General features: G+C 65.2%; 12 protein-coding genes. All 12 read right to left on the bottom strand.

The features are described from left to right. Positions 1–101: 101 nt before the first annotated feature. Positions 102–1,502, bottom strand: a complete 1,401-nt coding sequence (locus H5T73_11235; protein ID MBC7248334.1) for a 2-hydroxyacyl-CoA dehydratase — start codon at positions 1,500–1,502, stop codon at positions 102–104. A 239-nt stretch (positions 1,503–1,741) separates the two neighbouring features. Further along, complete coding sequence (locus H5T73_11230; GenBank protein MBC7248333.1) at positions 1,742–3,142, bottom strand: 2-hydroxyacyl-CoA dehydratase; 1,401 nt, start codon at positions 3,140–3,142, stop codon at positions 1,742–1,744. 303 nt (positions 3,143–3,445) lie between these two features. After that, a complete protein-coding gene (locus tag H5T73_11225; GenBank protein MBC7248332.1) occupies positions 3,446–4,180 on the bottom strand; it encodes a methylenetetrahydrofolate reductase C-terminal domain-containing protein in 735 nt (244 codons plus the stop codon). A gap of 12 nt (positions 4,181–4,192) precedes the next feature. Next, positions 4,193–5,380 (bottom strand): (Fe-S)-binding protein, encoded by a 1,188-nt coding sequence (locus H5T73_11220; protein ID MBC7248331.1) that lies wholly within the window; start codon positions 5,378–5,380, stop codon positions 4,193–4,195. Positions 5,381–5,415: 35 nt separating this feature from the next. Beyond that, a complete protein-coding gene (locus H5T73_11215) occupies positions 5,416–6,528 on the bottom strand; it encodes a 2-hydroxyacyl-CoA dehydratase (GenBank protein ID MBC7248330.1) in 1,113 nt (370 codons plus the stop codon). A gap of 94 nt (positions 6,529–6,622) precedes the next feature. Further along, positions 6,623–8,251 (bottom strand): hypothetical protein, encoded by a 1,629-nt coding sequence (locus H5T73_11210; protein MBC7248329.1) that lies wholly within the window; start codon positions 8,249–8,251, stop codon positions 6,623–6,625. A gap of 16 nt (positions 8,252–8,267) precedes the next feature. Further along, the gene (locus H5T73_11205) at positions 8,268–8,741 is read right to left on the bottom strand and encodes a hypothetical protein (GenBank protein ID MBC7248328.1); all 474 of its coding nucleotides are present in this window, start codon (positions 8,739–8,741) and stop codon (positions 8,268–8,270) included. A gap of 14 nt (positions 8,742–8,755) precedes the next feature. Further along, positions 8,756–10,024 (bottom strand): acyl-CoA/acyl-ACP dehydrogenase, encoded by a 1,269-nt coding sequence (locus H5T73_11200; GenBank protein MBC7248327.1) that lies wholly within the window; start codon positions 10,022–10,024, stop codon positions 8,756–8,758. Positions 10,025–10,046: 22 nt separating this feature from the next. Next, complete coding sequence (locus H5T73_11195) at positions 10,047–11,255, bottom strand: acyl-CoA/acyl-ACP dehydrogenase (GenBank protein MBC7248326.1); 1,209 nt, start codon at positions 11,253–11,255, stop codon at positions 10,047–10,049. A 515-nt stretch (positions 11,256–11,770) separates the two neighbouring features. Then, the gene (locus H5T73_11190; protein MBC7248325.1) at positions 11,771–12,211 is read right to left on the bottom strand and encodes a hypothetical protein; all 441 of its coding nucleotides are present in this window, start codon (positions 12,209–12,211) and stop codon (positions 11,771–11,773) included. A 101-nt stretch (positions 12,212–12,312) separates the two neighbouring features. Beyond that, the gene (locus H5T73_11185) at positions 12,313–13,479 is read right to left on the bottom strand and encodes an acyl-CoA dehydrogenase family protein (GenBank protein ID MBC7248324.1); all 1,167 of its coding nucleotides are present in this window, start codon (positions 13,477–13,479) and stop codon (positions 12,313–12,315) included. A gap of 280 nt (positions 13,480–13,759) precedes the next feature. Further along, the gene (locus H5T73_11180; GenBank protein MBC7248323.1) at positions 13,760–15,127 is read right to left on the bottom strand and encodes an MmgE/PrpD family protein; all 1,368 of its coding nucleotides are present in this window, start codon (positions 15,125–15,127) and stop codon (positions 13,760–13,762) included. Positions 15,128–15,154: the final 27 nt, after the last annotated feature.

Genomic DNA, 15,154 nt, shown 5'->3' with positions numbered 1-15,154 from the left:
GATTATAAGCTCCCTCCCCGGCGGCCGCGGGAAAAGCGTCCGGCGGCGGGGAAGAAACGGCCTGTCCCGCGAGCCGCGGGGCCCTCACGCACGATCGAACCTCACACCTCCCGGGACGCCCGCCGGCGCCTCTTCCTCACCACGTTGTTCACGAACTCCTCGATGAGCTCCTGCAGGGTCTCGATGGGCGTCATCCTGCGTATCCAGGAATCCCCCTGCAGGACGAGGGTGGGGATGCCGGCGCGCTTGAGCAGCTCGTTGCGGACTATGGTCACGCTGCTCCAGGTCTGCTTGCAACTGTGGTGCCCGCAGTAGATGCAGCAGTCGGCGTTCATCTCCTTCGCCGCCCAGGTGACGTCGTCCAGCCACTGCGCGGACATGGAGGGAGCGCCCATCTGCCGCGTCATGGGCATGTTGCGGGTGATCTCCGCCAGGCCGGTCAGTATGCTCTCGCGCGAGGTGGTGTCTATCACCTGCGGGAAGACCAGGTCCAGGCCGTCGCCCAGGTGGGTGATGCCGTTCTCCTCCATCCAGTTGAAGAGGCCGGCCATGTCGAAGTAATAGCTGGTGTAGGTCCACAGGCTGCGGGCCACCTCCTCCGGCGCAGGGTACTCCCCCTTCTCCAGCCTCTCCTTGGACGTCTCCACCATGGAGCGCATCACCTTCACCGCTTCCTCGGTGCCCCACATGGTGTAGCGCACGCCGTAGGTCATGACGGAAAAGGCGTTGGGCACCGGGCAGGGGGAGAACTTGTGCAGGTCCCACAGCTCCCAGTAGAGCTCCGAGGCTTGGTTGGCGTACTCCGCCACCCGGCGCATGCGCTCCAGGTCGAGCTCCTCGCCCAGCAGCTCCTCTATCTCCTCGATCATGGTCATGAAATAGCGGTGGTATTGCCGCACCCCCCGCTCGCTGTTGTCCACCGTCTTCTCCAGGAAGATGAGGGGGATGTCGAGGTAGCGCGCCAGGAACTCGTGCGTCTTCGAGTTGATGTCGCAGGAGGCGAAGCAGTCCGAGATGACCGCGTCCGGCGCGAAGTCCGACTCGGTGAGGCAGGAGCCCACCTCGATCATGTTCGCCGAGCAGGCGAAGTCGGGGAGCCCCAAGCCCATGGCGTAGTCCCAGTACCTCTCCCCCTGCCCCTCAAGGCCCGTGACGCCTAGGGTGGAGAGGACCTCGCTGGTTATGGGCCAGGCGCCCTCGAAGCAGTGGACGATCTCCGGCGGGAAGTTGAAAGGCACCAGGATGACCTTCTTGCCCTGCCTCTTGGCCTCGTGGGCGCCGTCCAGCCAGACCTTGATCATCCTCACGAAATCGAGGCCGTTCCTGCGCACCCGCGGCACCAGGAAGGCCTGCATGGTCTTCTTGAGGTCGGGAGGAAGGACGTGCAGTATGCCCTCCACCTCCTCGTCGCTCATGTTGTACGGCAGCCTGTCCACGATGGAGAAGACGCCGTGCACGCGGTTTATCAACCCCTCGTACGGCCTGATCGTCTGCACCGCCATCTCTCATCCCCCCTTCAGAGGCGTTCCGCTCTTCCCGATCCATCCGAACCGGGATCGGCCGGCCTTTCCCTTTCTCCTTTCCGGGAAAGCCTGCACCCGGGCCTTGATGCCGCCGGTGTCCGCCAGTGAACCGTAACCCCCTCTTCCGACAACGCAGCCGGGCTTACCCGACCCGCGCACCACGGACGGACAAGGATGCAACGAGGGCGAAAAGCCCTCCCGGTCAGGGACCGGGCCGTTCATCGCGTCCTGGCCGCCCTCCTTCTCCCGCGTCTCAACACGTTGTCCACGAACTCCTGGATGAGCTCCTGCAGCGTCTCGATGGGGGTCATGCGGCGGATCCAGGAGTCCCCCTGCAGGATGAGGGTGGGAATCCCCGCCTGTTTCATCAACTCGTTCCGCACCATCGAGGACACGCTCCAGGTCTGTTTGCAGCTGTGGTGTCCGCAGTAGACGCAGCAGTCCGCGTTCAGTTCCCGGGCCCACCAGGCGATGTCGTCCAGCCAGTGCATGGACATGGAGGGAGCGCCCATCCACCGGGTCATGGGCATGTTCCGGGCCACCTCTGCCAGCCCCTCCAGCATGGACTCCCGTGATCCGGTGTCTATGACTCGCGGGAAGAAGAGGTCCAGCCCGTCCCCCAGGTGGGTGATGCCGTTCTCCTCCATCCAGTTGAAGAGCCCTGCCATGTCGAAGTAGTAGCTGGTGTACGTCCACAGGCTGCGGGCCACCTCCTCCGGCGCCGGGTACTCCCCTTTCTCCAGCCTCTCCTTGGACGTCTCCACCATGGAGCGCATGAACCTTACGCCGTCCTCCGTGCCCCACATGACGAAACGCGCCCCGTAGGTAAAGAGGGAGAAGGCGTTGGGCACCGGGCAGGGCGAGTACCTGTGCAGGTCCCAGAGCTCCCAGTAGAGCTCGGTGGCCCGGTTGGCGTATCCTATGACCTCCCGCATGCGCTCCTCGTCCAGCTTCTCCTCCAGGAATTCCTCCAGGTCGCGGACGAGTGCGTTGAAGTAGCGGTAGTACTGCCGTATTCCCCTCTCGGAATTATCCACCGTCTTCTCCAGGAAGAGCAGCGGTATGTCGAGGTAGCGCGCCAGGAACTCGTGCGTCTTCGAGTTGATGTCGCAGGAGGCGAAGCAGTCATTGATCACCGCGTCGGGGGTGAAGTCGGACTCCGTGAGGCAGGAGCCCACCTCGATCATGTTCGCCGAGCAGGCGAAGTCCGGGAGTCCCAAGCCCATGGCGTAATCCCAATACCTCTCGCCCTGTCCCTCCAGGGCGGCGACTCCCAGGGTGGAGAGGACCTCGCTGGTGATGGGCCAGGCGTTCTTGAAACAGTACACTATCTCCGGCGGGAAGTTGAACGGGACCAGGAGCACCTTCTTTCCTTCCCGCTTGGCGCGGTGAGCGCCGTCCAGCCAGGCCTTGATGGCCTTCAGGAAATCCAGGCTGACCCTGCGCATGCGGGGGATGAGGAAGGCCCGCATGGTCTTCTGGAGGTCGGAGGGAAGGACGTGCAGCATGCCCTCCACCTCCTCGTCGCTCATTTCGTAGGGCAGCAGATCGACGATGGAAAAGATCCCGTATACGCGGTTTATCAACCCCTCGTACGGCCTGATCGTCTGCACCGCCATCTCTTATACCCCCTTCAGCATCTTTCCGAACCGCCGTGCAAGAATGCATAAATTTTCCATTTTACATCCGGGAGCCATCGCTACACCCCTGCCTGCAAACCATCACGAGCCATGCCGCCTGTCTCCTCCCTTTATAAGTCCTGCCGTCGCAACTGCATCCAACCTGTCCGTACGAAAAACCACCCGTACCGTACCCATCTTTCCCTTTCCGGCTCCTTTGCGCAAACCTTATGCACCTCCAACACCCTCTTCGCCTTTCTTCTCTCAGCTCTCGGCCGATCACCAAGGCGCGCGATGCCGCGCTCAATCGATCAAGGGGATGAACCTCGCGAACCACCCCGCGTGCACCGTCAACCGGCCCGCGATCTTCCTGATAGGCCTGGGCGTGTTCCTGCGGGGAGGGAGGGGCAACCTCTCGAGGTCATCTCTCTTGTGCAGTTCCTTCAACCGTTCGAGCTTCGCCAGGTCCCCCCTGCGCTCCACCTCCTTCCATATGCACTCCCGGGTCGGGTCCAGGGCGCAACGGCTTCCCTCCTCTCCGTACCTGGAGCAAGGCCCGTATTTCACCCCCGCCGGACATTCGTTCAAGGGGCAGATTCCACCCGTGAAAGCCAGGACGCAGCGGCCGCAATTGGTGCAATGGCTTCGAGCCGCGAGGTCGTCTTCGTAGCTTGCCACGGGGACGCTTCCCACCGAGTCCACCACGGGGACAACGGGCACTCCCGGCCGGGCAAGGAAAGCGGACTTCACTCCCGCCGCGCAACTGATGACCACCAGCGCGTCGCTCTGCCGCAATGCCTTCCCGTTCTTCTCCACCGCCTGCTTCATGATCTCCAGGGGGCAGCAGGCGATGAGGCATTCCTTGCATACCACCTCTTTGCCCCAGTTCTTCAAGAGCCTTGAAAGGTGCCTTATGCCTCTTGCTCCTCCCGTGCCGCTGAGGTTGGCGCATATTCCGCAGGAGAAGATGGACACCCTCCTTGCCTCTCCCATTAACAGTGAGAGCTCTTCCGCGGATTTCCACGCCGTCCTGTTCATGGAACCTCCCAGCTAGCGAGCCTGCAATCCGGGAAACGGCGGTTCCACCTTCTTCAAGGCCAGCGGTGCCCTCCTGGTCAACAACCACGCAAAACGGGGCAGGCGCCTGATCAATGGCGTAGTGATATCGTCTCCGAAGGCCCTGAGCAGTTCCTCCACCATGTAATGCACCCTGATGCCGTGGAACCGGCTGGTGGGGGCCAGGGTGAGGAAGCATCCCGGGCAGTTCAGCGCCATGTCCTTGCTTCCCGAGGCCTTCACTTCCCGGTAGCGCCTGTTCTGTTCCTTGAGCAGGTCGAGTATGCTCCAGCGGCGGGCGATGCTCGCCGCCCCGCAGGACAGCGACTCGTCCCGGTTATGCTCCAGCTCCACGACCTCCACCCCCGCCGCCCGGTACAGCTCACGGAGGGCATCCTGAAAGTCGTGGCCCAGCTCGCTGACGTAACAGGACTCGTGTATCGCGGCCCGGTAGCCGAGGGGCCTCTTGGCCTCCAACTCGCCCGCCTCCACCTTCTCCAGCATCCACTCGTAGAGCGATACCAGCCGGAAGGGCAGGCTCTTCCCGTAGACCTTGGGGAGGATGTTGCCCAGGAAGTTGTAGCAGGACCCGCAGTAACAGACCAGCCTCTCCGCCTGCACCTTTTCAAGGCGCGCCAGCAGCCTCTCGACCACCCGGCTGTAGGTCTCCCAGTCCCCGCCCCGGTAGGCGAGCTCGCCGCAGCACACGTCGCTGGGACCGAATTTCGGCAGGTCCTTCATCACCCGCGAGTTCTCGATGTCGTAACAGACGGTCTTCCCCACGCAGCCCACGAAAAGCACGTCTTGCGCGGGCTCGGGAGCCGAGGACCAGCGCCTGATGATCTGCTGTTCATCGAAGCTGAGGGAACCGTATAATTCCTGGAAGAGGTTGGGGGCCGGCAATCCGTTGATGAAATAGCCCAGCATGGCGGGCTTCCTGGGCCGGCTGTCGGATATGCGCTGCAGGATGAGCTCGTAAGGCCGCAACCCCTCCGGGCAGTAGGCGTTGCACCTGAAGCACAGGGTACATTCGCTGAAGACCCTGGGCGCTACCTCCCCCTTGAGCAGCAGCCCGAACTCCTTCTTCGCCTCCGCCTCATCCATCCCCATGACCGGGCATTTCACGAGGCATTCTCCGCACAGGGTGCATCTCTCCCAGTCGCAGCAATCCATGTAGGCCATGCCGTCCCTTCCTCTTTGCCCTTATCCTTACCCCTTTACCTCCCGATCCGCTCCAGGAAGGCCTGCACGCGGGTCTTGATGCGGCCGGTATCCGCCGGCGAGCCGTAGTCCTTCTCCAGCACCAGGACCGGTATACCATTCTTTTCCAGGTCGGTGCGCAGGGAGACCGCCTCCACCCCGTGCAGGTCGCAGAACTTGTTGTAGGTGATGATGGCCCCGTCCACGCGCGCCTGCCTCGCCCGCTCCAGGATGAAATCCCGCCGCCGCTCGTACTCTGTGAACATGCGCGGGCAGAAGAGGTTGCCCAGGTACTTCTCGGCCAGGCGGCGCAGGGGCTCCTCCGACTCCCCTTCCCGCCCCCAGAAGGACCGGGACCCGTAGCAGAGGGCATCTGTGACCACCAGCCCTCCCTGCTCCTCGATGTCCGCCACCAGGTCCACCTCGTCGGTGGCGCTCCCCATGAGGATGAAACGGGCGCGGTAATCGAGCGCCGGTCCCCTTGACTTCTCCTCCACCAGGCGGTCCAGGAGGCCGAGGAAATCCGCCGCCCGCATGGAGGACCCCGTGCAGACCACCCGCATGACCTCCGCCCCGCTCACCACCGGCCTCTCACGCTCCCGCAGGGCGTAGAGGTCCCTGAGCCTGGCGTAGACCTGTTCCATGGTGCCCATCGCCTCGCGCAGCGCGTTGTCCGTTATCTCCACCTCGAAATGCTCCTCTATGGCCAGGCGGAAGAGACCGAGTTCCTCGGTAAAATATTCCAGGGAATCCTCGCGCACGAAGTGCGGCACCTTGAGGTAGTGAAAGAAATCGTATTTCTTGGCGTACTGCCAGTTCTCGAACATCCCGCGCAGGTGGTCGCAGCCGTTGGTCTCCACCAGCCCGTCCAGGAAATCGTAGGTGCCGTCCAGCCCCAGCTGCAGGCAGGAGCGGCAGAAACGGCAGTTGAAGCGCGCCAAATAGGAATCTCCCAGCTCGGTATCGGGATGGCCGAAGGCCTTGATGCGGTAGGGGAGGATGCCCGCCGCTTCCACGATCTCCACCGGGGTGGCCACGCAGGAGTAGCCGAGCACCCGTCCTCCCTTTTCCTTCCAGTCGCGCACGTAATCCGTGTAGATGTCCGTCGACCGGCTCTGCAACACGCTCATCCTCTCTTCACCCCCAAACACATCATGGGGTCTGGTCGCTTTGATGCCCCGCGCACGAAACGAGTCCTGACCCCCGTGTCCATGACCCCCGTGCCTAACGTCTCCTCCAGGCCCTGAGGGCGAGCAGCGCTCCTCCCGCGCCCAACAGCGCGAGGACACCTGCCCCCGCCCTTACCGCCGTCTTCCCCGCCTTCGTCTCCCTGGCCAGGGCACGGATCAGCGGGAAGGCGAACCCGAGGGTGGCCCTGCGCAGCTCCTTCCCGTCGACGGCGCCGATGGTGCGCGCCACCCTGCTCACCAGGTCCGGGTTCTCCCGCACCACGCGGTTGAAGGCGGCGAGCCCGGCGTTTATCCTCTCTCCCAGCGCCTCCGGCTGCAGGGCGGCGTCCACGGCGGGGTCCGCCAGCACGGCACGCGCCGCCTGCAACGCCAGCGACTTCCCCGCCCTCGCCAGCTCCTCCCGGTCGAGGGCGGTCATGAAACCGCCGACCGTTTCCCCGACCAGCTCCGGCGCCACGGCGCAGGCCTTGTTGAGGATGACGGCGTTGGTATTGAGCAGGCGCGCAGCTTCCCGCGGGTCGAAGGTCTCCCGGTAGTGGGACACCACCTCCTCCATGGCCTCCGGGGACAGCTCGGCGAAACGACGCAGGAGATCGGCCGTGGCGCGCAGGGCGGCGTTCACCGCCACGGACATGGCCCTGGCCACCCTCGCCGTGCTCTCCGGGGTGGCGAAGAGGTAGCCTGACACCACCTGTCCTATGACCTTGCCGTCCTCTCCCAGGGCTACGGCCGCCTCCTTGAACCTCTCCGCGTCCACGTTGTCCAGGAGCTTCCCGCTGACCCTCTCCAGCACCTGCTTGAAGCGCGGCTCGTCCCTGCCCAGGAGCAGGTTGCCCCGGTGCAGCGAGATGACCACGTCGCAGAGGGCGTTCACCAGGCCGCCCAGCTCGGCCTGGTCGATGTCTTCCAGGAGCTGGAAGGTGGCGCTGGCCAGTATCTCCGAGGGGAGGTTCATGCCCTGCAGGGCGCGCGTGAACACCCGCAGCAGGTAGTTGGTCAGCGGCGGCACCACGCCCAGGAGGTTGGAGAGCACCACGGGGTTGAGGGTCGGCGGCTCTCCCGAGAGCTCCTCCCGCCTGGACTCGAAGTGCCGCGTGAGCCCCACCCTCACTTTCCCGAAATCGGCGGTGTTGCCTATCTTTTTCAGCGTCGCTCCCGTGGCCTTCATCATGGATTCCGCGAGCGAACCCAGGCCCGCTATAAGGGCGTCCAGCGCCTCGCGGTCCTCGAGGAGCAGGTCATTGAGCATGGGAGCGTACGCGGCCGGCAGGGCTTTCATCCTCTCCACGTCCAGGTCCCTGCCCATGCGCACCATGAAATCCCGCAGTATGTCCTTGGTGAAGTTGTTCAGCTGCACACCCAGCTCGATGAGCGCCTCCACCAGCCAGTTCAGGATCTTCGGGCTCGCTCCCAGCACCCCCATGGAGAAGCCCACATCCTCCCAGAGGAAAGCCCTCACCAGCTCCCTCGCGCTCGCGGGGTCCGCTCCCCTCAGGTGAATGTTCACCAGCTCCTTGAAGCCGGGTGACCTGATGAGCTCACGCACCAGGCCCGGCAGGGCTCCCTGTGCGGCCCGGGAGGCGTCGCCGGCCTCCGCGGCCGGCCCGACCGCCGGAGACCCGCCCTCCGTCGAGGTTCGCTGCCCACTCATCACGTCGCTCATGTCGCGAACCCTCCTTTCACTCCGCAGCCCGGCCCCGCAGGGCCTCGTCGAAGACCTGCTGCGAGGATTCCCTCAATACCTCCACCACCGGACCCAGCTTCTCCAGGAGCAGCGAGAACTCGCGCAGGGCCTCTCCCGCCGTCGCGAAATCGATCTCCTTCGCCAGGCGCGAGAGGAAGGCCAGCAGTATCTCCGGCGGGAAGGAGTTTAGCTGCACCGCCAGCTCCCGCAGCGCCTGGATCGTGAAGTTGACCAGTTTGGGAAGGACGCTCGTCGTCCCCATGAAGGTCTCCACGTCCTCCCAGAGCAGGGCCCTGACCATACCCGGAGCATGCGCCGGGTCGATGCCGTTCACCATGATTCTCAAGCTCGACTTGAACTTTGGACTTCTGATGAGCTCCCGCAGCATGCGTTCCGTGAGCCCCGGCTGCGCCGTTATCGTCGCCTGCGCCTGCCCCGCCTGCGCCGCCTTATCGTTCATCCTTCTCACCCGCCCCTCCACGTCTACAGGGTCTCGCATTCGAAGAACCAGCGTGCGACCTCGGCCTGGCAGAGCTGCTTACCGCCCATCCAGAGCTGCACTATCTTAAGGTCGCGCCAGTGTTTCTCCACGTCCCAGTCGCGGTCCCCGCCATACATGCTCATGATGTTCATGGCCTTGCCCACGTCCTCCATGGCGCGGTCGCAGGCCCAGTACTTGTAGGCGCGCCCCTTCGCCACCATCTCGTCGCTCCAGCGCGGCCCGTAGAGGTCCGGGCGGTCGATCATGCGCGCGTACTGGTAACCCACGATGCGGATGAGCTCGATGTCCCTTGCGATATCGGCCAGCACCCCCGCCACCGCGTCGTGTTCCTTCAGGGGTTTGCCGCGGTAGGTCTCCTCGCTCACGAAATCCTTCAACCTCTCGTAGACGTTCATCATAGAGCCGCCCACGAAGGCCGTGGAGCCCATGTTGCCGAAGGTGATGACCTCCTTGAAATAGAGGAGGTCCAGCCCCGGGCCGTGCGCCCGGTAGGACTTGGGCACGCGCACGTTCTCGAACCAGATATCCCCGTTCTTGTCCGCGGCCATACCCGCCTTCTCGTAGGGAGGCCCCTGGGTCACTCCGGGGGTGTCCGCGGGGACGAAGATGAAGGCGAAGTCGTTGGGATCCTCCGAGCCGGGCTTGGTGGTGCACACCACCCCGAAGAGGTTGCACACCCCTCCCGAGTTGGTGGGCCACAGCTTGTGGCCGTTGATCACCCACTCGTCGCCGTCCAGCACCGCCGTGGTCTGGATGGTGGATCCCTTGACGATCTCCATGTTCTCTATGTCCGCGCCTCCCTGGGGCTCGGTCATGGCGTTGGCGGCGAAGCGGGGCTCGGTGGTGGAACAGAAGATGGGGGCGAACTCCTCGCAGAGCTCCCGGTTGACGTGCGGCTCCATGCAGATCATGACCAGGGGCCAGAAGATGACCCCGAAGGCCACCGCCATGCCGGAATCGGCCCTCGCCACCTCCTCGAAGAGACGGTAGGAGCTGGTGCCGGCATAGTTGGAACGCCCCAGGCCCCAGCCCCCCAGGTCCTCGGGGAAGAGCACGCGCTGCAGACCCAGCTCGCCCATGAGGCGCTTAAAGGCGGGCTCGATGAGGTGGTGTTCCTTCCAGTCCTCGTCGAAGCGGCGTCGCTGGGGGATGACGTAGGTCTCCGCCCACTCCCGGATGACCATCCCCAGGGGGTCGTCCATGGGAGAGAGGTATTCCAGGGGCCTGGTGAAATCGTCTATGGTTCTCATTTCCATCTCCTCCCACTCCACGTCAAAGGGTACTCGCCTGGTAGAAGTAGCGGGAAATGTCCATCTTTGCCAGCTCGTAGGGGCCCAGGCAGAGCTGCATGGCCTTCACGTCCCGCCAGTAGCGCTCCAGGTTCCACTCCCTGGCGTAGCCGGCGGAGGCCATCATCTCCATGGCCCGGTTGATGGCGCTCTCCCCCGCTTGCGAGACCTGGTGGACGACCATGGCCGCGGTCACATAGTTCCCCTCCTGCCCCGGTGGCCCGTAGACCGCGGGGTCGGAGAGGATGCGGGCGAGGTCCCAGGTGAGCATGCGCGCCAGCGAGGTCTCCCTGGCCACCTCGGCCATCACCGCGGCGGTAAGAGGATTTTCCTTGAAGATGTTGCCCCTGCCCTTGATCACCCGGTTGTCCCCCCATTCCTTGAGTATCTCGTAGGAAGCGAAGAGGGCCCCCACCGTGCTGGCAGATACTCCCAGGTAGAACCAGGAGAGCATGGCCCGGCACGCATCCTTTCCCCGCGCCGCGCACATCCCCTCCGGCACCTTGACCTTGTCGAAGCTCACCGGCGCGTTGACGTCGGCGGCGAGCCCGGTGCGCTTGAGCGGCTCACCGCGCTTGACCCCCTTGGCGTCCCCCGGGATCACCAGCACCCCCCACTCATCGTCGGATCCCTCCAGGGCGCAGAGGACCGCGTACCACGAGGCATTCCCGCCGCAGGCCTGGGGGCGGGCCGAGGAGGCTTCCACCGTCCACCCTCCCCTGCCGTGCTTCGCCGCGGCCTGGGGCTCGTCGCGAAAGAGGGGGAGGACCGGAGATACCAGGACGGGCTCTCCGTCGGCGCCCATCTTCCCCGCCAGCGCGGCGCACACCTCCTCGTTCACCGCCCCCTCCATGGCCACCGCGCTCTGCAGGGCCAGGAGGGAGGAGAGGAGCAGGGCTATGCCCACGTCTCCGCGCGCCACCTGCTCCAGGGCCGCCGTGACGGTCACGGCGGCCGCGGGGGTGTTGTGCCCATCACCGCCGTGCTCCTCCGGCCACAGCAGGCGCTGCAGGCCGATCTCCAGGAAAAGGCGGCGCAGGGCCGGCTCAAGCAACTGCTCGTAGTCCTCCTTGAGCTCCAGGCGCTTGGCCATCACCTCGTTCTCCGCCCAGCGCCTGAGGTTCCCGGCCAGGGAGACGTCCATGTCGCTCGCCCATTCATAGAGACAGGGAAACCGGTCGTGGTCGCTCATGTGAACCTCCTTCCATCGCAACTCCCTCTGGTGCCGCCCCGGGCAAAACATGCCGGCTCCGCCGGCGGGGCGGCCACGCCTTGGCGATTTCAGTGATTCCGGTGAATAACGGTGATCACGGGGTTCGAGATCTCGGCAATGCTCCCATTTTTCCGGCGCTTCGCGCGGCCTTCAACGCGGCGTGCGCAACCCGTGCGGCGCGAGCCGTCTTTTCCGCCTGCTCCTTGCGGGAACACGCTTCCACCTTCACGCGAGGAAAGAGGACGGGAGGACGGGACACGACGCCGCCAGGAAGGGTCAAAAGACCGGGAACAGCCGCACCTCCCCCTTTCACGTACAAAGTGCACCGAAACCGTATAGATATGATATGCCCACCCCGTCACAGGGGACAATGGGGGATAACCCCCTTTCCCCCGTCGGGATATCCCCCAGGCATAGGCGGAGCCCCGGACACGGACGGGGCCTGACCCCTCCCTTTTCCGGACACGGACGGGGCCCGACCTCGTACGTGTCCGCTATTCCTTGCGGATCACCTTGTCCCCGTAGCCCATCTCCTCCAGGACCTTGGGGAAGAGGTCGAAGGCGGGGCGCACCACGGGAAGCAGCTTGAGCATGGCGGTGATCTTCCCGCCCTGCTTTATCTTGCCCTTGGTCACCGCGGCCACGGGGTTTTCCAGCCCGTGCCAGAAGCTGTGCGAGAAGTCCGCCGCCTGCTTGGACCACACGTCCTCCTTGAGGTCGCACGGTCCAAGGTAGTAGGTGCCGTAATAGCCTTCCTTCTCGGGCGGGTTCTTGAGGTCGATGGTGATCTCCGCGTCGGGATCCGTGTAGATGAACTTGATGATGATCCCCGCCCTCGCCATCTTGGGGCCCGCCTTCGGGTCCCGCAGGATCCTGTCCATGAAGTACCCGTAGATCTCGTAGAGCTGCTCCGCGTCCCTGTAATATTCTCCCATCTCGCACCCCCTCCTCGAGGTCGCCGCCGGGCCTCCCCGGCGCCCCTTCGTTGCGGCGGGCCGCGCGGCCCGCCCTCACCGCCGGCGGTGCGGCCAACCCGTCACTTTCCCGGCCGCTGGTCGAAGCGCCTGCCGAAAAGGAAACTGGCCAGGGTGATGCGCAGCATCTGCACGGTGCCACCCGCCACTCCCCAGGCCTTGGCGTCGCGCATCATCCTCTCCACCGGGAAGTCCCTGCTGTACCCGTAGCCGCCGAAGACCTGCATGGCCGCGTTGGTCACCTCCACCACCATCTCGTTGGCGAAGCACTTGGCCAGCGAGGCCTCGTAGACGGAGGGCAAGCCCTGACCCGCGCCGCTGGCCGCCCGGTAGACAAGCAGGCGCGCCGCCTCCAGCTTCATGGCCATGTCCACGATCATGAACTGGATGGCCTGGAACTCGCAGATGGGCCTCCCGAAGGCGCGGCGCTGCATGGCGTAGGCCTTGGCCTCCTCCAGGGCGCCCCCCGCCACCCCCAGGCACATGGCCGCGTTCCCGCAGCGCTCGATGTCGAAGGTGAGCATGAGCTTGCTGAACTCCCCCGCCTCCAGGACCACGTTCTTCCTGGGAACCCGCACGTCCTCGAAGATGAGCTCGCAGGAGGGCATGCCGCGCAGGCCCATGAATTCCTCCTGTTTGCCGAAGGAGAACCCCGGCATGTCCCTCTCCACGATGATGCCCCCGATCCCCTTGTAGCCCATGATGTCCCCGAAGCGGGTGTAGACCAGGTAATGGCTGGCTTCCCCGCCCCCGGAGATGAATATCTTCTGCCCGTTGAGGATGAGGTCGTCGCCGTCCTCCACCACGTGGGTCTTGAGGGAGGTGAGGTCGGAACCGGCCTCCGGCTCGGTCATGCACACGGACACGCTCAGCTCCCCCCGGCACACCCCGGGGATGATGGCCCGTTTCTGCTCCTCCGTGCCGAAGAGGTCTATCACCCGCACCGCCCCTACGTTGGACTCGAAGACCGGCGCGGCGATCATGGGACTGAACTTCGCCAGCTCCTCGATGGCCAAAATGGCGTTGATGGCCGGAGCGCCCCCTCCCCCGTACTCCGGGGAGAGGGTCATCCCCAGGAGGTCCATGTCCGCGTATTTCTTCAGGAGGTGGTGGGGGAACTCGGCCCTGGCGTCTATGTCCGCGGCGAGCTGTTTGAAGTCCTCCCTCTCCCCCATGGCGCGGATGGTCTCGATCAGCAGCTTCTGTTCGTCGTTGAAGGAAAAGTCCATCTCCGCTCCTTTCCCGTCCCGTTGCCATCCCGGTCGCCTCGAGCACCCGCTTCGAGTCCCAGGCGTTTTCCTTTATTTTCCTTTCCTTCCTCGCGTTCCCCCGTGTTCCCCTCGCGTCTCCTTCCCCGCGTTCCCCCGTGTTCCCCTCGCGTCTCCTCCCCCGTGTTTCCACGGGTTCCCCTCGCGTCTCCTCCCCCGTGTTCCCACGGGTTCCCCTCGCGTCTTTCTTGCGCTCCCCTCGCGTTCCGGCTCCGCCGCGTTCCTCGCTTCCCGGAACCGCCTATACCATCTCCGTGAACCTTCCCATGTCTCCGATCTCCTCCAGGCGCATGACCATGCCGGCCAGCTCCTCCAGCTTCCCCGCGTCGCGGTCTCCGGCGAAGCGCCGCAGTTTTTCGCGCACGTCGTCCTCCTCCATGGGGTCGCGGGGGTCTCCCTTGGGGACGTCCACCTGCCGCGCCAGCCTCTCCCCTCCCGCGAGCAGCAGCTCCACGCGGCTGGTCGTCTTCTCCGGGTAGACCTTCTGCAGGTCCTCGTCCAGCTTCACCTCCACCCGCGACATGAGCTCCCTCAGCGCGGGGTCGGCGCGCCTCTCCGCGGTGAGCTGGCGCGGCCCCAGCTCACGGTCCAGCATGGCCGCCGCCACCACGTAGGGGATGGAGAACTGGGCGGACACGAAGCTCTCGTTCTCGCCCAGCCCCTTGCCCACCGCCACCACCGCGATGCCGTAGGTGTAGACCTCCACCTTCTCCACCTCGTCGGGCTTCGGGTCCCTCTCGGCGAGTATTTCCAGCAGGGCCTGCACCGCCCCGTGGGTGTGTCGGCACGCGGAATAGGGCTTGAGGTACATGTCCAGGATGCTGTAGTGCTCTCCCAGCCCCTCGGTGATCCTTTCCAGGTTGGCTTCCCCACGCAGCGTGATCTGGGTGAAGCCCCCCTGCAGCTGGGAGCCTTCCAGTACGTAGGGCGCCCCCGTGATCCCGGACTTCGCCAGGGCGGCGGCGGTGATACCCGCCGCGGCCGCCTGCCCGCCCTGCACCACCTTGGCGGTGAAGCCGCCCATGAGGATCTCCGCCATGGAAAGGGGAGCCAGGTAGCCCGCGATCCCCAGGGCGTTGAGTATGCCCTCCTCGTCCAGGCCCATGAGCAGGGCCGCCGCCGCCGCGGCCCCGAAGGTCCCGCAGGTGCCCGTGGGCAGAAAGCCGGAAAGGGTGTGGGAGGGGTGCACGGCGGCCGCCGTGCGGTTGGCCACCTCGTAGCCCGCCACCAGTGCTTCCAGGAATTTCCTTCCGCCGCAGCCCTCGCTCTCCGCCGTCGCCAGCGCCGCGGGCATCACCGCCGAAACCGGGTGGTTGCCGCCGTAGCGCAGCCCGTCCTGCGCCTCGATGGATTCCGCCAGCGTGCCGTTGACGAAGGCCGCCAGCTGCGGGGCCGTCCCGTACCCGCAGCCCAGGACGGCGGACGTGGGGGCTCCCCCCAGGGAACGGACGTAGTCCGCGATCCCCCTCACCTCGCGCAACTGCAGCGAACCGTAGACGTTGGCCACGAAGTCCAGCACGCAGATCCTGGCGCGCCGCCGCACCTCGGGGGGCAGGTCATCCCAGCGCGCGCGCGCGCAGAAGCCGGCCAGCTTGCGCGTTTCGTCCACTCCTTTCACCTCCCGCTCATCCCCTGC

This window comes from Actinomycetota bacterium, assembly GCA_014360655.1.
Classification (GTDB): Bacteria; Actinomycetota; Geothermincolia; order Geothermincolales; family RBG-13-55-18; genus JACIXC01.
This window is presented reverse-complemented; position numbering and strand designations above follow the sequence as displayed.